Here is a 19,462-nt window from a genome sequence, read left to right on the forward strand (position 1 = left end):
CATAGTCGAATTTTTCTTTTTTGTCCATAAAAAAACTGTATTAAAGGTCTTGATTTTTTAACCTTTGACACAGTTTATTTTACAGTCTCAGTTTATATGCAGTCATTTATTCTTCAGGAGCGATAATGCTCATGATACTGCGCTTCAGGGCCGGATCGGGCTGCAGCATCTGGTATAATATCTTGGTAGATTCTTTCTCGGAGTTCACCAGGTCATGCAGGGTCACTTTGTCAAGTAACTGATCCAACGTGTACTGGATCATCTGCCACAATGAACGGGCCGAACAATCTACCGAATTGGTACATAACTTCATGGTACCGGTATGTGAACCACAAAATGTGCTATTGAACATAGGACCACCCAACGCCTTCAACGCATCATTGATCACAATTTCCCTGGCAGGTTTGGCCAGCACATAACCGCCTTTGTATCCGGGTGTGCTGTTTATAAAACCCTTCATTCGTAAAATACGCGTCAGCTTGGCAACATAGGTGCCTGTGAGCCCCTCCGCTTCACTTAACTGCGGAATGCTCATGCCATTCGTATCCTTGCAGGCTGCAAGACGTATTAATATACGCAAACCGTATTCTTCCTGTGCAGTTATTTTCATGTAATTACGAGTTCTTGTTTAAAGGGATGATCATTTATAAAAATCCCAATTCTAATTGTGCTGCTTCCGACATCATGCTCTTATCCCAGGCCGGGGTCCAGGTTACGGCAACATGTACGTCATTCACGCCTTCTATCGCACGCACTTTCTGATCAACTTCAACCGGTAGCGATTGGGCTGCTGGGCAGCCGGGCGCCGTTAAGGTCATTACGATCTGAACATTGTTGATCGGCAGTATATTTATTTCATAGATCAAACCCAGTTCCCAAATACTCACAGGTAATTCGGGATCAAAAATGGTTTGCAATACCTCAATTACTTTTTGTTTCAGCGCTTCGTTCTCCATGCGACATCGTGTTTTTTATTTTATAAGCCAGCGCAAAATTTTTCATCTGTTTAACCATGGCCAGCAACCCGTTTGAGCGGGTTTGCGCCAGGTGGGTCGTCATGCCAATTTTCTGAATAAATCCCAGGTTGGCCTGAATGATCTCATCCGGCGTATGGCCCGACAATACCCTGATCAGCATACTGATCAAACCCTTCACGATCACGGCATCACTATCGGCTTTAAAGATTACTTTACCATCAACAGAATCAGCTACCAGCCATACGGTGCTCTGGCATCCCCGTACCTTGTTCTCATCCAGTTTATGCTTGTCTTCCAGTACAGGCAGCTTCTTTCCCAGGTCGATGATATATTCGTATTTATCATCCCATGAATCGAACAATGAAAACTCTTCCACTATTTCGTTCTCAATTTCCTGTATGGTCTTTTGGTCGCTCATTTTTTTATAATAACATTTTTAAAGCCTTCTCCAATCCAACGATCAGTTTGTCAACTTCTTCTTTGGTATTATACATAGCCAGGGAAGCCCTGATGGTGCCCGGTATCCCAAAGCAATGCATCAATGGTTGTGCGCAGTGGTGACCGGTTCTTACAGCAATACCGCGGTTATCGAGCAAAATGCCAATATCCTGCGGATGCACTTTATCAATCACGAAAGAAGCCACGCTCACTTTATGGGCAGCACTTCCAATGACGCGAACACCAGGTAACTGAACCAGCTGCTCCGTAGCATAAGCCAGTAATTCCGTCTCGTGATTTCGGATCTTCTCTTTACCGATCTTACTCACAAATTCCAACGCCGTTTTCAATACAACCGCATCGCCGATGTTTGGCGTGCCGGCTTCAAACTTATAAGGTAGGTCGGCATAGGTAGTTTTTTCCAATGTCACTTCCTTGATCATTTCACCCCCACCCTGAAAAGGCGGCATAGCTTCGAGCAACTGCTTTTTGCCATATAATACGCCAATACCGGTTGGTCCATACACCTTATGGGATGAGAAGGCAAAGAAATCGCAATCCATCGCCTGCACGTCAATGTCGAGGTGAACAGACGACTGGGCGCCATCTACCATTACCAATGCACCGGCCTGGTGTGCCAGTTTGATAATTTCTTCTACCGGGTTCACGGTTCCCAATGCATTGGATACATGCACTACGGACACCAGTTTTGTTCTTGAACTCAGCAGCTTTTTATATTCATCCAGCAACAACACACCATCCTGTTGCGGGATCATTTTTAAGGTGGCGCCTTTTTCTTCGCATAACAGCTGCCAGGGAACAATGTTAGAGTGGTGCTCCATTTCGGTGATAATGATCTCGTCCCCTGCCTTTATATTTTTACGGCCCCAGGTATAAGCTACCAGGTTAATGCCTTCGGTAGTACCACGGGTAAAAATGATCTCTTCCCTTGAACCTGCATTGATGAACTGCCGGGCGGCATCACGGCTGGCTTCAAAAGCAGCGGTTGCTTCTTCGGCCAGGGTATGAATACCCCGGTGCACGTTCGCGTTATAATTCGTATAATAATCAACCAGTGCATCAATCACCACCTGCGGCTTCTGTGTAGTCGCGGCATTATCAAAATATACCAGTGGCTGACCTTTCACCTGCCGGTTCAGTGCCGGGAACTGTTGCCGGATGGCATATACATCCAGTTCCTTTGTTATGGTGTCGCTCTGTATCATGCTAAATCAAATTCCAAACGTTCTGAAATCAGTTTGTCAACATACTCCCGAATGGGAGCCAGCTTAATTTGCTCCAGAATATCCACTGCAAACCCGTGTAACAATAAAGAGCGGGCAGTGTTTTCCGAAATACCTCTCGAGCGCAGATAGAATAAACTTTCTTCATCGAGGCGGCCAATAGTACAACCGTGCGAACACTTTACATCATCTGCAAAGATCTCCAGCTGCGGTTTGGTGTTTACACTTGCTCCTTCGTTCAGTAAGATGTTCTTATTGCTCTGGTAGGCATTGGTCTTCTGGGCATCCTGCCGCACAAATATCTTTCCGTTGAACACACCAGTACTTTGGTCATCCAACATGCCCTTATACAACTCATTGCTTTCGCAATGCGGCTTGGCATGATCAACCACCGTATGGTTATCTATATGGCTTTGGCCCTGTTGTAAATAAATACCGTATAAATGCGCTTCGCAATACTGCTCGTCCAGCACAATGTTCAAGTTATTACGAACCAGCCCGGCATTCAATGATACCGTAACTGTATGCGTATAGCTCTTACCAATTTGTTGTATATGGGTAGTAGCTACCTGGCTGGCATGTGAAGCATCGGTTTGGATCTTGTAATATTCTGTGATGGCGTCTTTCTCAACCACGATCTCGATCACGCGGTTGGTAAAGCTTTCCTGCGTGCCCAGGGTGCTGAACGTTTCAACGAACTTCACCTGCGCATTCTCTCCTACATATACCAGCGTACGGGGCTGGGCCAGTACGTTTGCCTGACGCGCATCGGTAATATTATAAATGTAAATGGGATGCTCAATGATCTGCCCCTTCTTTACATGTACAAACACACCATCCTGCACAAAAGCAGTGCTCAACGCCATGATACCATCTTTCAGGTAATTGCTGCTATGGCCCAGGTGTTTTGAAACGATGTCCTTGTACTCGTTTTTAGCTGCTTCCTCCAAAGGCTGTATCGTCAACCCTTTTGAACGGATCACCGATAACTCAGGTGAGTAGCGGCCATTGATATACACCATTTCGTTAGCCTGTTCGTAACCGGGCAGGCGAACTGCAGACAGTTCGTTGGCGCTTACAGCTGATTGATTCGCCTGGTATTGATATTCTTTATTGAAGAAGCTGCCTATACGGGTATATTTCCACTCCTCGTGACGGGTGGTAGGAATACCCATTTTATTCAATGCCTCAAATGCTTTTTGACGAATAACGCCCAAACCATTCAGGTCGTTTACAGAAGGTAGCTGATTGTACCGCTCTTTAATATATTCTAGATTATTCATCTTTGTTTATTACGTTTCAGATTCCAAACTACTGGTTTAGGTCACCAGTTACCAGTTTCCGGTTTCCGGGTCTTGAGCTTACAGATTGCTAACTATTGATCAAACACCTGCATTGGTGGCCTGGTAACCGGTAACCGGCAACCGATCATTTATTCAATTATGCTTCAACTTTAAACTCATTCTTGATAAAATCATAGCCCTTTTCTTCCAGCTCAAGCGCCAGTTCTTTTGGACCAGATTTTACAATTCGTCCGTTGTACAGCACATGCACAAAATCAGGTACGATATAATCCAGCAGGCGTTGATAGTGGGTAACTACCAGTACGGCGTTATCCTTGCTACGTAATTTATTCACGCCATTGGCTACGATACGAATGGCATCGATATCCAAACCGGAATCAGTTTCATCGAGAATAGCCAGTTTGGGTTGCAGCATGGCCATCTGGAATACTTCATTCCTTTTCTTTTCACCGCCAGAAAAGCCTTCGTTCAGTGAACGGCTCAGCAGTGACTGATCGATGTTCACCATCGCCATTTTCTCTTTCATGAGTTTCAGGAATGCTACTGCATCCAAAGGCTCTTCCCCACGGTACTTACGTACTTCATTTACCGCAGTTTTTATAAAGTTGGTAGTGCTTAAACCTGGTATTTCAACAGGGTATTGAAATGCGAGGAATAAACCTTCACCAGCTCTTTCTTCCGGAGACAGATCCAGCAGATCCTTTCCGGCAAACTCAACCGTACCATCTGTTACTTCATAATCTTCCCGGCCAGCCAGTACCGATGCCAGGGTGCTTTTACCAGATCCGTTAGGTCCCATAATGGCATGCACTTCACCTGGTTTAATTTCGAGGTTAATACCTTTCAAAATTTTCTTCTCGTCAATACTTGCATGCAGGTTCTTAATTGATAACATAATAAATGATATAATTTAATCGTGAATCGTCATTTTTTTATTTCATTAGCATAACTTGTCCCGCTCTGCGGGATTTGCTAATTATCACATTAGCATATTAACCTACGCTTCCTTCAAGGCTGATCGCAAGCAGCTTCTGTGCTTCAACCGCAAACTCCATCGGCAACTGGTTCATAACTTCCTTGGCAAAACCATTAATGATCAGGGCAACGGCCGTTTCGGTATCAATACCGCGCTGGTTGCAGTAGAAGATCTGGTCTTCACCAATTTTGGAGGTAGTAGCTTCGTGCTCAACTACGGCTGTATTGTTCTTTACTTCAATATAAGGGAAGGTATGAGCGCCGCATTTGTCGCCTAATAATAAAGAGTCGCATTGGGAGAAGTTACGGGCATTGGCTGCATTTTTACCAACATGCACCAGTCCGCGGTAACTGTTGTTACTTACGCCGGCAGAAATACCTTTCGACACAATACGGCTGCGGGTATTTTTACCCAGGTGCATCATTTTAGTTCCGGTATCGGCCTGCTGGTGGTTATTGGTTACTGCTACAGAATAAAACTCACCAACTGAATGATCACCTTTCAGGATCACACTGGGATATTTCCAGGTAATGGACGAACCGGTTTCTACCTGCGTCCAGGATATTTTGGAATGAGCTCCCTGGCAAATACCGCGTTTGGTTACAAAGTTGTAAATACCGCCAACACCGTCCTTATCGCCGGGATACCAGTTTTGAACCGTTGAATATTTGATCTCGGCATTTTCCATGGCGATCAGCTCAACCACGGCAGCATGCAGCTGGTTCTCATCGCGAATAGGCGCTGTACAACCTTCCAGGTAGCTCACATAGCTGCCTTCATCGGCAATCAGCAATGTACGCTCAAACTGCCCGGTACCTTCCGCATTGATACGGAAATAGGTAGATAATTCCATCGGACAACGAACGCCTTTCGGAATATAGCAGAAAGACCCATCGCTGAAAACAGCTGAATTCAGGGCCGAGAAATAGTTATCGGTAATAGGTACTACTGAACCTATATATTTTTTAACCAGCTCAGGATGTTCCTGTATGGCTTCGCTGATAGAACAAAAGATGATGCCCAGCTCAGCCAGCTGCTCCTTGAAAGTGGTGCCAATGGAAACGCTGTCAATAACCGCATCTATGGCTACGCCGGAAAGGCGTTTTTGCTCATCGAGCGAAATACCCAGCTTTTCAAATGTTTTGCGCAGCTCGGGATCGATTTCATCGAGGCTGTTTACCTTCTTTTTCTGTTTGGGAGCAGAATAATATTTAATATCCTGATAATTAATGGCATCATACTTAATATTAGCCCAGGAAGGTTCCTGCATTTTAAGCCAGTGGTTATAAGCTTTTAGCCGCCATTCCAACATCCACTCCGGTTCATTTTTTTTGGCCGAAATAAAACGGATGGTGTCTTCATTTAGCCCCGGAGGCGCTTCATCCGCTTCAATTTCTGTTACGAAACCATATTTGTAATCACTGAGAACCGTTTTTTCAATTGCACTAAGCTCATTGTTCATATCAAAATACTTTTGAATTGACCTGTTTTCGAATTTGGAGCACAAAGGTACGACAATCTATACTAAAAAGTATAAACAGCTCTGCATCATTTCTATTATGGGGGGATAAATTTTATTTATAAAATTGTAGTCACTGACTTTCAAAGACATACAACTTTATTAGCCGGCTGGGTTCGCTTTTGTTAAAAGTCTTTTCAGCGGGTAGCGCTGATGCCGGTCGGGGAATTGCGCCGCAAAGGTAGGGAAAACGCGGCTACCAGTTACCAGTTTCCAGGCCTCTTCCTTCAAAAATAAAACAGGGCTGTAGCCATCCATCTCATGTTCTACTTTCCAGGTAAGCAATCCATTATGATGCAGGAACACAGCTTTTAGTTCAGGGAGGTTGGTAATCGGAGCGAACTGGTCGCCATCGTAAGACTTGTTCAACTGCTTCAACTGCCCTGCAGCGAACAGGCCATTAAAATATTATTGAGAACAAGGTATCTGTGATGGATACGTGTACATGTAGTTTCATTGTGTTTGGGTTTAGAAGAACGAGGTAAAATAAACCCGTGCAAATGCCTCGTACCTAACCATGAAAACAGCATGATTTAAATCATGATGCAGACCTTCTGTTCTAGCTACATTGGCGGCAACCATCCATTGTTAATATTCAATTTTTCAATGCGCCTGCCAACTTTTTCTACAATAGCTCGCGGATAACCTTCCACACATTCTCGGCCACTATTTTATGCCCCTCCCGGTTAGGATGGATGCCATCGGCCTGGTTCAGCGATGCAACGCCGCCTACATGCTCGAGAAGAAATGGGATAAGATATAGATTGTTTTTGCTTGCCAATTGTTCAAACGTTCCGCGGAAAGCGGTTGCATACTGCCGGCCCATGTTGGGTGGAACCTGCATACCCGCCAGAATTATTTTTGCGTTGGGGTATTTTTCTCTTACCCGGTCAATAATAGCTTGCAGGTTACGGGAAGTTTCTGCGATAGGAATACCCCGCAGACCATCATTTCCGCCCAGTTCCAATACAAATACATCTACCGGCTGCCGGAGTATCCAGTCGATCCGGCTTCTACCACCTGCAGTGGTTTCGCCGCTTACTCCCGCATTCACTACCTTATAAGGCAATTGCAGACTATCTATTTTTTCCTGCACCAATGCGGGGAATGCTTCCGATGAAGCGTCCACGCCATACCCTGCAGTTAAACTGTTACCATAGAATACTATGGTCTTTGTTTTTACATTGTCAGCTGTTCCTGTCACCTGTTCCCGCTTTTGTTTGGCAGCTTCGCTCGTTTTTTCCTCGTTATTCGCGCAGCCGGCCAGCAATATCAACGCCAGTAAACCGGCTGCAAATAGTTTTCCGCCCATATAATAAATACTGCTAAACTGTTTCATCGGTACCTCCTTTAGAATTTGCCCTTTTATTTCATTCAAATCACCTGCCGGATTTTTCAACATTTCCTGGTCTTCAATCCCCGTTTTCAAGGTAAAGAAGAGAACTATTCCTGTTTTTTCCGCTGTTCCGTCTATACGATCTTTCGAATAGTTTACTCTCAAAATAACATTAATTTAAGCAACTTTATTACTACACAACTGTAATTAAAAGTTTAATCCTTGCGAGTAGTAAGTGGCGAGTCGCCGACAAAGCTTCGCTTGTCGAGATGCCGGCCGCGAGCATCGGAACGGGGAAATACAAGGGGGCGGAAATCTACTGCTAACCACAACTTTTCAATTAAACAGGCAGTCAGGTAATAGCGAGTGACACGTAAAACCACTAGCCATTTACCACCAGCCACTAGCTTTTTAGCATATATGGAAACAATTCTCAACGTAAAGAACGTTAGCAAAACATACCAGGGCGCGGGGCAAACCCTGACGGTGCTCAATGATGTGAATTTCGCGGTGGAAGCCGGTTCAACCGTTTCTATTGTCGGCCCATCAGGCAGTGGTAAAACTACGCTGCTGGGACTCTGCGCCGGGCTCGACCGGGCCAGTATGGGTTCGGTAGAACTTAACAATATCCGGCTCGATCAATTGAGTGAAGATGAACGGGCACAAGTGCGCAACCGCTATGTAGGTTTTATTTTTCAGAACTTCCAGTTACTGCCTACGCTCACTGCGCTCGAAAATGTGATGGTGCCGTTGGAATTGCGGGGTGAAAAACATGTGCGCGCCCGGTCAATCGGATTGCTGGAAAAAGTTGGCCTGCAAAACCGTATCCATCACTACCCTGCCCAGCTGTCGGGCGGCGAACAGCAACGGGTGTCACTGGCCCGGGCTTTTGCTAATAAACCCCGCATCTTATTTGCCGACGAACCAACCGGTAACCTCGATGTGGAAACCAGTGACAAAGTGATCAAACTCCTGTTCGACCTGAACCAGGAGGCCGGCACAACATTGATCATCGTGACCCATAACCTGGAACTGGCTTCACAAACCAAACGTATTATAAAGATCAAAGGCGGGCATCTCGTAGCTGATGAACTGAACTAAAAATCCGAAATTACAAATCACAAGACCCAGATAAATCTCAAAACTCAATGAACAAATCACAATGGTAAATCGCAATTCTCAAATAAATGCCCAACTCAGATTATTGGTCTTATTGGTTTTTGGAATTTATTTGGTACCTGGTTCCTGTGGTTTGTGATTTAAATAAGGCAGGATGGATTTAATGAGATTCAAATACAAAAGAAAACTTCGCTTTGGCTGGTTATTGAAAATGGCCTGGCGTGATAGCCGGCGTAACCGGTCGCGTTTGTTCTTATTTATTTCATCCATCGTACTGGGTATTGCCGCCCTGGTAGCCATTTTCTCGCTGGGCGATAATGTGCGCAGCGACATTGACTCGCAGGCAAAAACACTTGTAGGCGCCGACCTTGTTATTGAAAGTAACAAAAGGGTCAGCTCCCGCATCAGGCCCCTGCTCGATTCACTCGGCGATCAGCGTTCGGTTGAACGCACCTTCGCCTCCATGATCTATTTTACCAAATCCGACGGCACGAGGCTGGTACAGGTACGGGCGCTCGAAGGCGATTACCCCTACTATGGTTCTATTGAAACCACGCCGGTACGGGCCGCGCGATCATTTCGCAATACCCGCGAGGCCCTGGTTGATAAAACCTTAATGCTGCAGTACAATGCGCAGGTGGGCGACTCGATACAAATTGGCGATGTTACCTTCGCCATTGCAGGGGTTATCACCAAAGCACCGGGCCGAACCGGCATTTCCACCACCGTAGCGCCGCCCGTTTATATTCCCCTCAAATACCTCGACTCTACCGGTCTCATTCAGAAAGGCAGCCGTATTGCAACGACCTATTACTATAAATATGCCGATCCTGCTGTCATTGGATCTGTGCTTTCGGCTATTGAATCGCGTTTGGAAAAAGAAGGACTTGATTACGATACGGTTGAAGAAAGAAAAAGAAATACCGGCCGGGCGTTTGAGGATTTCAACCAGTTCCTTACCCTCATCAGCTTTATAGCACTGTTACTGGGTTGTATTGGCGTAGCAAGCGCCATCCATATTTATATGCGCGAAAAGATCGCGTCCATCGCTATCCTTCGCTGCCTGGGCGTGAATTCATCGCAGGCATTCCTGATCTATTTAATTCAGATCGTTACCATAGGTTTAATAGGTTCTATGCTGGGCGCATTGCTGGGCATCGTCATTCAGCATCAATTACCCGCCGTATTAAAAGATTTTTTACCAGTGCAGGTAACGACCAGCATTTCGTGGAAGGCCATCGGACAGGGTCTTATCTCAGGCGTGGTGATCTCTTTATTGTTTGCCTTGCTGCCCCTGGTGAATGTGCGAAATATTTCTCCGCTGTACACCCTGCGCCTCTCGGTTGAACATATCAGGTTCCGTGACCCGCTCAAGTGGCTGGTGTATGCAGCCATACTCTTCTTTGTGGCCGGTTTTACCTGGTGGCAGATCCACAGCTGGCGGCAGTCGATCATTTTTACCGGCAGCATTTTGGTTGCCTTCCTGTTGTTATCCCTTGTAGCATTGACATTGCGCTGGCTGGTGCGACGGTTCTTCCCTACCTCCTGGAATTACCTGTGGCGGCAGGGCTTTGCCAATTTGTACCGCCCCAACAATCAAACGCTTATCCTCATTGTAACCATCGGTTTGGGGGCAGCCTTTATCGGCACCCTGTACTTTATTCAGGATATACTCATCAGCCGGGTAACGTTATCGGGTAGCGGCAGCCAGCCCAATATGGTCCTTTTCGACATCCAGAACAACCAGAAAGACAGTGTGGCCAAACTGGCCACACAATATAAACTGCCCGTTATGCAGCAGGTTCCCATTGTTACCATGCGGGTAGAAGAGATCAACCACCAGACCGCCGCCCAGGTTAAACAGGATACCAGCTCAGGCTATCGTACGGAAGCCTATGAATGGGAATTCCGCGTAACCTACCGCGATACCCTGACGAGCTCCGAAAAACTGACCGCGGGAAAATTATATGGTCCGGTTAAATCTGCTGATGATGTGATCTACATTTCCATGGAAGACCGGTACGCCAAACGTATTCACGTAAACCTGGGTGATCATATTATCTTCAACGTGCAGGGTACGTTGATCCCAACGGTAGTGGGCAGCTTCAGGCAGGTTGACTGGCAACGGGTGCAAACCAATTTCAGGGTGGTATTTCCCACCGGCGTGCTCGAAGAAGCACCCCAGTTCCACGTATTGGTTACGCGGGTGCCAACGCCGGAAGTATCTGCCCGGTTCCAGCAGGCCATTGTGAAAAAGTATCCCAACGTTTCGGTCATCGACCTCAACCTGATCCTTACCGTGTTGGATGAAGTGCTGGATAAGATCGGTTTCGTGATCCGCTTTATGGCTGGGTTCAGCATTATTACCGGTTTGATCGTACTCATTGCTTCGGTGCTCATCAGTAAATTTCAACGCATCCAGGAAAGTATCCTGTTGCGAACACTGGGCGCCAGCCGGAAACAAATCTTATTTATCACTGCCCTTGAATATTTCTTTTTAGGTGCGCTGGCAGCTGCCACCGGCATTCTGTTATCGATGGCAGCCAGCTGGGCATTGGCAAAATATAGTTTCAAAGCGCCCTTTACCCCACATGCGCTTCCGATCTTAATTTTGTTTACGGCCATTTCGCTCTTAACGGTCATCATCGGCCTGCTCAATAGCCGCAGTTTATTGAACAAACCACCGTTGGAGGTCTTACGCAAAGAAGTATAGGCGCTGAAGGCGCAAGGCTAAAGGCTGAAGGCCGAAGGCTGAAGGCACAAGGCTAAAGGCGCAAGGCTGAAGGCTAAAGGCGGAAGGCTGAAGGCGCAAAGCTAAAGGCTAAAGGCTTAAGGCTAAAGGCGCAAGGCTGAAGGCGGAAGGCTGAAGGCTGAAGGCGCAAGGCCACGCAAGCGATCTGCGTTAACCGTTAAGCGTTTATCGTTGAGCGTTTAACCCGCCTTCGCTAAAGCTACGGACGGGCAAGCGTTCAGCGTAACCGGTAAATGATCCGTAAGCCGCCGGGCACGGCCGGCAGTACACGCTTCCCCGGAACATTAGTAGTATTGTTTTCGCTCACCCTGTCATTTTGGGCCAGCATCCGGAAGCCATGCTCAAACCGGCTGTCAGGCGGTTCGTTGTATAAACCTTCCTTCTTGAAATGAACGCCCAGCCCAAGATATATTTCCATGAAAAAACGGCGGTTGTTGGTAAAGTACTGCTTTAATCCTCCCATTATATGTACACCCATTACCCGTTTCTTAAAGCGGAATCTGGCCAGTTCCTCATACGAGGCCACATCCTGCACTACATCGCGTTCGATCCAGTCTTTCACATGATACATTACCTGTTTATAATGCAATTGCAGGTCAATAAAATAGTCTTTGTATTTGCCGGGGTATAACCTTGCCCCCGGACGCAATAGCAGGCCGGTGGCCTGCCTCGTCTTTGGAAGATAGGTTGAATACCAGATAGCGCCTGCATCCAGGGTGGCCGACCAGGTCCTGTTGAACCTGTACTCTCCTCCCACGGTAACATTTCCGTCTAAAAAATCCATCCAGCCCAAGGGATTATGGCGCAGGTAAACGGTTCCGGTATCGGCTTTCAACCCCTGGTATTTGATCCTTTGAGCGCTGCCCGTTTCTGCCGCCAGCAGCCACAGGCACAACACGTAAACACGAATCATTATTTAATTTTTGTAATGAGGGCTGGGGCCATGCGGCTGGAAATATCAAACAGGTTCATGCCATCCTGCACCTGGCAGATGAGGGTATTATTATAGGGGATCACATCCAGGTACCAGTCATCAGGGATCTTCTTAATGAGCTGCGGATTGAATGCACTGCTGATGTTAAAAACATACAGGCCATCGCGGTTGCATACATACAAAGCAGTATCAGCATAGCCTAACCCGTAAGGTTCACTCACCGGGAAGGTTGCTTTCTGAACCGGTTTCGTAATATCTTTTATATCATAGGCAGCCAGAATACTTTGGGTACCGCCGCACAGCTGGTTCGTGCGCAATGTTGCATACGCAACTGTATCCCTGGCAACCACAGGATCGCAACGGCGTAGTACCTCCGGCGAAATGGCCATGCTCAGTTTCTGCGGATTTTCAGGATCATCAACCGAAAAAATATGCACTACACTGGTTGAGCCAATAAACAGCTTGTCTTTAAACGGATAAATGGTCTCAATCTCAAAACCCACCGGTACTGTATTTTTCAAAACCGGATTGGCTGCATCGGCGATATTAAATACTTTCAGGTTCGATTTATCTACGGTATACAGGTAATTACCACTTATGGTAAAGCGGGCTGTTGAGCCGCCACTGCCGGTGAGTTTGCCTGAATCTGTAGCTTTATGACATTGAACAACTGCTACCAGTACTACTGCCAGCAGTATACAGGATAATAAATGCTTCATGCGAAATGTTTTTAGCGTCTGCAGTTGACAGTTTTACCGGTCTGTAATTCCCAGGCTACCACAATGCCTTTGGTCGTATCGGGACATTCGAAATAACCCGTTTGCTGGGGATATTGCTGATTCACATAAGGAAAAGCTCCTTCCACTCTATTTACCACCGTGGGATTGTTAATATCCCTGATATCGATTACCACGAGGTCGTTTACATTGTTGGCATAGATATAATTGCCCTTTACAGCAAACTCGGTATTGTAGGGAATATTCAAAAAACCGATCTTTTTAGGATGCATCCGGTCGCTATTATCGATGATATGAATGCCTTTATTCTGGTCGTTCTGAAAAATATAGTTTGCAAAGGCATATATCTTCCCGGATCTTTCGGTTGTTCGTGCACTGGAGAGGGAAATGTTATTTTTTTCGGTTGCGGACATATACACAGGTACATAAGCCTGCTTGTCCCCTGTGGAATCCGGATAATCCGGTTCGCAACTATACAGGCAAAGGCATAACCCTATGCCGGAAGCAATTAGTAATGGGGGGTTCATGCGTTTAATTTGAAAGTTCAAGACATTCCCCTTTTAACGGCCGTTGCAGCTGTTTATTCACCAGAGACTGTTTAAGATTTCATTAACGTTTCATTATCTAAACCGGTCATGCAGGTCGCAGGAATGTGAAGTGTGAACTTACCAGCCCTGTCAACGCTATCAACCCATGAACTTGTCAACTCGTTAACTTTACCTTATCTTAGCGCCCTCTTTAGAACCTCTTCTTCCACAAAAATTAAGAAACCGATTGGCAGTGCTGAATGCGAAAAAAGCGACACGGAAGTCCCGCTTTTTACAGGCATTTTATTTTCCAATGCCCAAGATGGTTCCCGACGAAAAATGGCAGCCAGGCAAATGTCCAGGCTGAAGGTACAGATCCATTATATCCTTTCATGAAAGAGCCACAGAGCCGTTCCTGATCCTGTCAACCCCTAACCAGAATGTATGCGCCAGACCAGAAAGCTGTCTGCCTCTTTTGTATTGTTGTTCTTCTCTTTTCTTCTTGCTTCTCCTGCATTCACGCAGGTGACAGCCGGCATCAGGGCCAATGGTAAAATGGTAGATCATGGCGACACGGTACGAATATGCGAAGGCAATTCGATACAGTACCTGAGCGCTGCCCAGGGCTCTTTTATCATCGGCTGGACTTTTACCGGGGGGCATATCCCGGGCGCTTCGGGGATTGGTCCCTTTAACGTGTATTATCCTGCTACCGGTTATTATGCGACCAAACAGATCGTTACTGCCGGCAATATGGCCGACTCCATATTGATCGTAGTATATGTTTCCAACGAAAAGCCGGCTGCGGGTTTCAGCTTCTCTCCCAACAACGTGTGTGGGAATATAGATATTCAGTTCACCGGTCATGCCACAGGTACGGGTTTGTCATACTTCTGGACCTTTGGCGATGGTACTACCAGTACCTTACCCAACCCTACCCATCAATTTCTGCAGGCAGTAGGAATGCCGGGCACTACCACGTATTCCGTAAAACAGGTTGTTACCAACCTGTTTGGTTGTAAAGATTCAACCACCCAACAGGTGACCATCCGGAATGTTCCCGACGCTTCAATAGGCAATGCCGATGCCAACATAAACTTTGGCACTTTTAACGGCGTATCCACTTTCAGGCGCTGCTCAAATATTCCCTCGTATACGTTTAGCTTTATTAACCAGTCAACCACCATGCCCATTAATACCAGCTACTCCATTTCCTGGGGCGATGGTACGCCGGATACATCTTTCAACAGCTGGCCTGCCGGCACTGTTATAAAGCATATTTTTCCTTTAGGCAGCAGCAGCATGACCGTTCGGGTTACCGGAGCCGATGGCTGTATCGGCATAAGAAAATATATTGTATTTCTTGGCTCAACGCCCGCAGGAGGATTGTCGAGCCTGGGCAATACCGATATCTGTGCATCCGACTCGCTGCGCTTTGCCATCAATAACATTGCGGCAAATCCGCCAGGAACGCAATACACCTTCCTCATCAATGATGGTTCCGCTCCACAGGTGTTTGTACATCCGCCGCCTGCCGTGGCAGCGCATTTCTTTGCGCACGGTTCCTGTTCTTTCTCCAGCAGCAGCGGTAACAATACCTTCAACAACGCATTTGGCGCTTACTTAACTATCGAGAATCCGTGTGGTACAACAAGCCCGTCGGTAGTGCCTATTTATGTGTCGGGTAAACCGCGGGCACAGATCGCAGTATCACCCTCCGAAACGGTTTGTACCCAGGCAGCTGTTTCCATCGTCAGCAATTCCACTTATGGATCGGTGATCACGCCCACGGGCGGCACCGGTTCTACCTGTACCAATTCAGGCAAGCAGGTTTGGACCATTTCTCCCGCGTCTGGTTACACGATCAATTCCGGCAACCTGGGATCTTTGAACGGCAGTTCTTTAAATGGCTTATTATGGAACAGCGGTTCAAATGCATTGAACGTTACCTTCAACGCCACCGGTACTTATACGGTCAAGCTGTATGTTTTCAATGATAAATGTGGGCTCGACAGCACCTTGAAAGTGATCTGTGTGCGCAATCCGCCAGATGCGCAGTTCTCTATGAGCCGTAAAATGAGCTGTGGCCCGGGGAGCGCCCTGTTCACCAATACATCACCTGTCAATGGCTGCCAGGGTGATGAGTATAAATGGGAAGTAACTTATGATGATCCCCTGAACTGTGGCTCGAGCCAGTCGCCTGCCTGGCAGTTCCTGAATGGCGCCACAGAAGAAACCACTTCACCAGAAATCCGGTTCAATGCACCGGGCAGATATATTATTCGCCTTACGGTAACTGCGGCGGCTGCACGAACCGCCTGTGCTGAATCCTTTAAACAGGATACATTTTATGTAAGCAGTTTACCCAAGGCTGCCATCGATCCGATCCCTGCAGTGTGTATTACCAATGGCCTCACTCCTTCGGCTACGTCAAACACATGCTATTCCCCGGGCCCCCTTGGCTACCAATGGAATTTTACCAATGGAACACCAGCCACTTCCAACCTGCAGCACCCTGGCACCATTCATTACGCCGGCACCGGCACCCATGCGGTTCAACTCAAGGTCATTGACAGCTCCTGTAATACCAGTGTCGTTTTGAATACAACCGTTACCGTAACACCCAAACCCGTTGCCAATGCAGGCCCGGATACTGCCATTTGCGGCAGAGCCGTTATTACTCTTGGCGCACCCGCAGTGAACGGGGTTAGCTACCAATGGTCGCCCGCAACAGGCCTCAGCAACCCGGCTATTGCCAACCCGGTTCTACAGCTCGATTATACCGGATCTGCCAACGATACCACTTATGGTTATCAACTAACAGCTTCTATTGGCGCCAATTGCGCTACGGAAGATTCTATTTATATCAGGGTTAAACGCCGGCCGGTAGTTACGCTCAACACACCCGCTACCACCATTTGTATCAACACCAGTACCCGGCTTGAAGCGGGTGGCGCCGGCTCTTACACCTGGTGGCCCGGCACATCGTTAAACCATATAGCTCCTGATACCGTTATGGCGGCGCCCACCACTACCACTACTTACTATGTTGCTGGCACTCTGGCCAATGGATGTGCAGATACTACCAGTGTACAGGTGACCGTAAACCCCGATGCCAAAGCACAGTTCACCGCAACGGGCATCACCCAATGTGCTCCCGTGAACCTCGATACGGTAATTCAAACCACGCCTTTTCCGCAGGGCAATGGCTTGTATACCTGGTATGCCAATGGTACGCCCATCAGCTCCGGTACCAATAGCGCTTTTCCCAGCTACCCAATCAACGGCCAGGCTGAAACGGCGATCATAAAACTGGTTACCAGCAGTAGACATGGTTGTAAGGCAGACAGTATGGAAATGACATTCAACACGGTTCCGGGTGTAACGGCCGGTTTTACAAAAGACCAGTCAAAAGGCTGCGGTCCCTTGACCGTTAGTTTTACCAATACCTCAGGCCTGTTAAGTGGCATCCAGTTCTTTTGGGATTTTGGCAATGGTATTTCCAGCAACCAGGTGTCGCCCGCCGCTATTACCTACCATCCCGGTGCCGATTTCAGGGATACAACTTATTACATAACGCTGAAAGCCTATAATGGCTGTGATACTTCATACCATCGCGATAGCGTATTGGTGTATGCCAACGCCAAAGCACGGTTTACGGTTGACACCACCAAAGGCTGTTCGCCTTTTGATGTCACCATTACCAATAAATCGGCGGGAAACAATGTTGCTTATTACTGGGACTTTGGCGATGGTCTTAAAGATACCACTACCACGAACAATCCATTTGTACATGTATATCATACAGGCGCTATCAGCACGTATGAGATCCGGTTGATCGCCGAAAACCAATGCCGGCGCGATACCCAACGCATCAGTGTGCTGGTAATGCCGAATTCCATAGATGCACACATAACCATAAACGGCAACCAGTTGGAAGGCTGCGCCCCGCATCCTGTCACATTCAATAACAGCAGCGTTGGCGCATCAACGCTTACCTGGGATTTTGGCGACAATGCTGCCAGGATCACCACTCCCAATGCACAGAATATCGTAAGCTATACCTATCAGCGCCCGGGCACATTTACGGTAACTGTGAGACTGCAAAATGACTGTTCCGATACCACGATCTATCGAAAGGTAACCGTTCATGCGCCCCCTGTTGCCGGCTTTAACCTGAACGATGCGCTTGTTTGCACCGGTAACAATGTGTTTACGGCCAATACAGCCCAGGAAGCAACAGCCTATGAATGGTTCTGGGGAGATGGACAAACCTCCTCTACAACCAACGGTTCCCATGCCTACGCTTCAGCAGGCAGTTACACCATTCAGCAGGTGGCTAAAAAAATAAACAATGCCGGGATGGTTTGTACAGATACCGCCTCGCACCTGGTGGTGATCACAGATAAAATAAAAGCCCGGCTAACAGTACGCCCCGGCAAAACGTGTGTGCCTTATACGTTACAAACGACTGCCACCGGCGCTGCCAATGCCTTCAAAACAGCATGGATATTTTACGACAGCGCCCAGGCGCCCTATACCTTCAACGCCACCGGTAGTTCTGCAGCTCACGTGTATAACAAGCCCGGTAAATACCAGGTAAAACTGATCGTACATACAACAAACGAATGTGCCGACAGTACAACCTTTTCTTTTGAAGTGCATAATACACCTGTAGTGCTTGGCACACCGGCCAGCAACAGTACCTGCAGCCACGACACAACCCTGTCGTTCAACGCCCATGTGAGTTATACGGGCACCGATGACGTGCACCTGAAATGGTTTGTCAATAACGACCTGCAGGGTATGGCCAATCCGTTTGCTTATCGTTTCAAGGCGCCGGTACAAGCTGGTACGCCAACTGTTTACTCCATTCAGGTACTGGCAGAAAACGCCGCCGGCTGCGGCGACACAACTTCGGCGGGCGAGCTGCACATGCAGCCTTTACCGCGGCCTGCCATTGCATTGTCACCAGCCAATATATTGCTGCAACCCGATTATACATTCACCTTTTGGGATACAGTGGCTACCAATGCCAATAAAGTGTACACCTGGGATATGGGCGATAAAACGCGGCAGCAATTGTCGGGGCAGAAAATAACCTACGAATATGCCGACACCGGCGCTTATAAAATACAGTTATATGTGCATGATCATGGAACCGGCTGCAGCGGGTACGATACTGTGCACGTACGCATCCTGCATGTACCCGGTTACCTGTATGTGCCAAACGCCATTTGCCCCGGATGCAGCAACAACGCGTTACGGCAGTTCCTGCCCATGGGAAAAGGGCTATCGCAATACCGCTTGCGCATTTTCAATACCTGGGGGCAGAAAATATTTGAAACAACCCGGCTCGATGGCAATGGATCGCCCAACGACCCCTGGGATGGAAGATACAATGGCCAGGCTGTACAGCAGGACACCTATGGCTGGCAGATAGAAGCCAGGTATATAAACGGAACAGAATGGAAAGGTATGCTGTTCCCTAATAGTGATAAACCCGTTAAGGCAGGGTTTATTACGGTTGTGAAATAGTTGATCAGTTGACCAGTTGACCAGTTAACGAGTTGAAGAGTTACTGAGTTGTTCAGTTATT

Annotated in this window: 15 protein-coding genes; 3 read left to right on the top strand and 12 right to left on the bottom strand. The window is 47.4% G+C overall.

Annotation, left to right across the window (positions count from 1 at the left end; translation table 11 throughout):
* Positions 1–106 precede the first annotated feature (106 nt).
* The 9 genes from JUB15_RS22180 to JUB15_RS22220 all read right to left on the bottom strand — a co-directional run bounded on the left by JUB15_RS22180 (position 107) and on the right by JUB15_RS22220 (position 7,959).
* Complete coding sequence (locus tag JUB15_RS22180) at positions 107–610, bottom strand: RrF2 family transcriptional regulator (protein WP_207514849.1); 504 nt, start codon at positions 608–610, stop codon at positions 107–109.
* A gap of 34 nt (positions 611–644) precedes the next feature.
* Positions 645–956 (bottom strand): iron-sulfur cluster assembly protein, encoded by a 312-nt coding sequence (locus tag JUB15_RS22185; protein ID WP_207514850.1) that lies wholly within the window; start codon positions 954–956, stop codon positions 645–647.
* Positions 922–1,395, bottom strand: a complete 474-nt coding sequence (locus JUB15_RS22190) for a SufE family protein (RefSeq protein WP_207514851.1) — start codon at positions 1,393–1,395, stop codon at positions 922–924. Before JUB15_RS22190 ends, JUB15_RS22185 begins: the two co-directional genes overlap by 35 nt.
* 4 nt (positions 1,396–1,399) lie before the next feature.
* Complete coding sequence (locus tag JUB15_RS22195; protein WP_207514852.1) at positions 1,400–2,641, bottom strand: cysteine desulfurase; 1,242 nt, start codon at positions 2,639–2,641, stop codon at positions 1,400–1,402.
* Entirely contained in the window at positions 2,638–3,942 is a 1,305-nt protein-coding gene (gene sufD / locus JUB15_RS22200; RefSeq protein WP_207514853.1) for a Fe-S cluster assembly protein SufD, read from the bottom strand. Before sufD ends, JUB15_RS22195 begins: the two co-directional genes overlap by 4 nt.
* 157 nt (positions 3,943–4,099) lie before the next feature.
* Positions 4,100–4,858: a Fe-S cluster assembly ATPase SufC gene (sufC, locus tag JUB15_RS22205; protein WP_207514854.1), complete on the bottom strand. Its 759-nt coding sequence runs from the start codon at positions 4,856–4,858 to the stop codon at positions 4,100–4,102.
* Between the two features lie 97 nt (positions 4,859–4,955).
* The gene (gene sufB / locus JUB15_RS22210; protein WP_205512365.1) at positions 4,956–6,401 is read right to left on the bottom strand and encodes a Fe-S cluster assembly protein SufB; all 1,446 of its coding nucleotides are present in this window, start codon (positions 6,399–6,401) and stop codon (positions 4,956–4,958) included.
* Positions 6,402–6,560: 159 nt separating this feature from the next.
* Complete coding sequence (locus tag JUB15_RS22215; RefSeq protein WP_207514855.1) at positions 6,561–6,827, bottom strand: hypothetical protein; 267 nt, start codon at positions 6,825–6,827, stop codon at positions 6,561–6,563.
* 256 nt (positions 6,828–7,083) lie between these two features.
* The gene (locus tag JUB15_RS22220) at positions 7,084–7,959 is read right to left on the bottom strand and encodes an arylesterase (RefSeq protein WP_242696470.1); all 876 of its coding nucleotides are present in this window, start codon (positions 7,957–7,959) and stop codon (positions 7,084–7,086) included.
* A gap of 255 nt (positions 7,960–8,214) precedes the next feature.
* On the opposite strand from JUB15_RS22220, the gene JUB15_RS22225 reads away from it, so the two are divergent.
* The gene (locus tag JUB15_RS22225; RefSeq protein WP_207514856.1) at positions 8,215–8,895 is read left to right on the top strand and encodes an ABC transporter ATP-binding protein; all 681 of its coding nucleotides are present in this window, start codon (positions 8,215–8,217) and stop codon (positions 8,893–8,895) included.
* A gap of 172 nt (positions 8,896–9,067) precedes the next feature.
* The gene (locus tag JUB15_RS22230; protein ID WP_207514857.1) at positions 9,068–11,626 is read left to right on the top strand and encodes an ABC transporter permease; all 2,559 of its coding nucleotides are present in this window, start codon (positions 9,068–9,070) and stop codon (positions 11,624–11,626) included.
* Positions 11,627–11,882: 256 nt separating this feature from the next.
* Here JUB15_RS22230 and JUB15_RS22235 read toward each other — a convergent pair whose 3' ends face one another.
* Genes JUB15_RS22235 through JUB15_RS22245 form a run of 3 tightly spaced genes read right to left on the bottom strand, consistent with a single transcriptional unit; the run spans position 11,883 to position 13,749 of the window.
* The gene (locus JUB15_RS22235) at positions 11,883–12,578 is read right to left on the bottom strand and encodes a hypothetical protein (protein WP_207514858.1); all 696 of its coding nucleotides are present in this window, start codon (positions 12,576–12,578) and stop codon (positions 11,883–11,885) included.
* Positions 12,578–13,318 (bottom strand): LVIVD repeat-containing protein, encoded by a 741-nt coding sequence (locus JUB15_RS22240; protein ID WP_207514859.1) that lies wholly within the window; start codon positions 13,316–13,318, stop codon positions 12,578–12,580. Before JUB15_RS22240 ends, JUB15_RS22235 begins: the two co-directional genes overlap by 1 nt.
* Positions 13,319–13,329: 11 nt before the next feature.
* Positions 13,330–13,749, bottom strand: a complete 420-nt coding sequence (locus tag JUB15_RS22245; RefSeq protein ID WP_207514860.1) for an LVIVD repeat-containing protein — start codon at positions 13,747–13,749, stop codon at positions 13,330–13,332.
* A gap of 558 nt (positions 13,750–14,307) precedes the next feature.
* Between JUB15_RS22245 and JUB15_RS22250 the strand changes: the two genes are divergently transcribed.
* Entirely contained in the window at positions 14,308–19,401 is a 5,094-nt protein-coding gene (locus JUB15_RS22250; protein ID WP_207514861.1) for a PKD domain-containing protein, read from the top strand.
* Positions 19,402–19,462 lie beyond the last annotated feature (61 nt).

The organism is Longitalea luteola, assembly GCF_017356035.1.
Taxonomy (GTDB): Bacteria; Bacteroidota; Bacteroidia; order Chitinophagales; family Chitinophagaceae; genus Niastella; species Niastella luteola.

Coding starts and splice junctions, on each gene's coding strand:
- JUB15_RS22195 (WP_207514852.1), bottom strand. CDS start 2,641: ATGATACAGAGCGACACCATAACAAAGGAACTGGATGTATATGCCATC.
- JUB15_RS22230 (WP_207514857.1), top strand. CDS start 9,068: ATGGATTTAATGAGATTCAAATACAAAAGAAAACTTCGCTTTGGCTGG.
- JUB15_RS22180 (WP_207514849.1), bottom strand. CDS start 610: ATGAAAATAACTGCACAGGAAGAATACGGTTTGCGTATATTAATACGT.
- JUB15_RS22240 (WP_207514859.1), bottom strand. CDS start 13,318: ATGAAGCATTTATTATCCTGTATACTGCTGGCAGTAGTACTGGTAGCA.
- JUB15_RS22245 (WP_207514860.1), bottom strand. CDS start 13,749: ATGTCCGCAACCGAAAAAAATAACATTTCCCTCTCCAGTGCACGAACA.
- JUB15_RS22235 (WP_207514858.1), bottom strand. CDS start 12,578: ATGATTCGTGTTTACGTGTTGTGCCTGTGGCTGCTGGCGGCAGAAACG.
- JUB15_RS22185 (WP_207514850.1), bottom strand. CDS start 956: ATGGAGAACGAAGCGCTGAAACAAAAAGTAATTGAGGTATTGCAAACC.
- sufB (WP_205512365.1), bottom strand. CDS start 6,401: ATGAACAATGAGCTTAGTGCAATTGAAAAAACGGTTCTCAGTGATTAC.
- JUB15_RS22225 (WP_207514856.1), top strand. CDS start 8,215: ATGGAAACAATTCTCAACGTAAAGAACGTTAGCAAAACATACCAGGGC.
- JUB15_RS22190 (WP_207514851.1), bottom strand. CDS start 1,395: ATGAGCGACCAAAAGACCATACAGGAAATTGAGAACGAAATAGTGGAA.
- sufD (WP_207514853.1), bottom strand. CDS start 3,942: ATGAATAATCTAGAATATATTAAAGAGCGGTACAATCAGCTACCTTCT.
- JUB15_RS22250 (WP_207514861.1), top strand. CDS start 14,308: ATGCGCCAGACCAGAAAGCTGTCTGCCTCTTTTGTATTGTTGTTCTTC.
- sufC (WP_207514854.1), bottom strand. CDS start 4,858: ATGTTATCAATTAAGAACCTGCATGCAAGTATTGACGAGAAGAAAATT.